The following is a 719-nucleotide window of genomic DNA, read 5'->3' on the forward strand; positions in this document are numbered from 1 at the left end:
TCCAGCCGGTCGGGCAGGCGCTTTGCCATCTTGGCGGCGAGGTCGCGCAGGCTGAGGAACTTGCGCGAGGACATCAGCCGCGAAAGGTAGCTCGACATCGCACCCACGGGGGGTGCGATCGACATCTCGTTGTCGTTGAGCACGACGATCAGCCGTTCCGCCCCGGGGCCGCAGTGCGAGGCGTTGTTCATCGCCTCGTACGCCATGCCTGCCGAGATGGAGCCGTCGCCGATCACCGCGATGACGTTGCGTTCGCGGTAGGACGGGTCATGTTCGGCGCGCAGGTGGTGCGCCACCGCCATGCCAAGGCCCGCGGAAATGGAGGTGGAGGAGTGCGCCGCGCCGAACGGGTCGTATTCGCTCTCGCTGCGGCGGGTGAAGCCCGAAAGCCCCCCGGGCTGGCGCAGGGTGCGGATGCGGTCGCGCCGCCCGGTCAGGATCTTGTGCGGGTAGGTCTGGTGGCCGACGTCCCAGATCACGCGGTCATCGGGCGTGTCGAACACGGCATGCAGCGCAACCGTCAGTTCCACAACGCCCAGCGACGCGCCAAGGTGCCCGCTGGTGGTGGAGACCGTGTCGATCGTCTCCGCGCGCAGTTCATCCGCAAGCGTCTTCAGCTGCTCCACCGAAAGGTTGCGCATGTCATGCGGGTAACGCACACGGTCCAGTTGCGCAAAACGGCCCAGCGTCGGGATCGAGCCCCACCGGTCCGCCTCGGG

General features: G+C 67.7%; 1 protein-coding gene. It reads right to left on the bottom strand.

Translation table 11 applies throughout. The annotated features are described in order from the left end of the window. A partial coding sequence (locus tag HNH97_RS14615) for a 1-deoxy-D-xylulose-5-phosphate synthase N-terminal domain-containing protein (protein WP_338085474.1) occupies window positions 1–695 on the bottom strand: 695 nt, incomplete at its 3' end. Window positions 696–719: the final 24 nt, after the last annotated feature.

This window comes from Gluconacetobacter entanii (genome assembly GCF_013155425.1).
Lineage (GTDB): Bacteria > Pseudomonadota > Alphaproteobacteria > Acetobacterales > Acetobacteraceae > Novacetimonas > Novacetimonas entanii.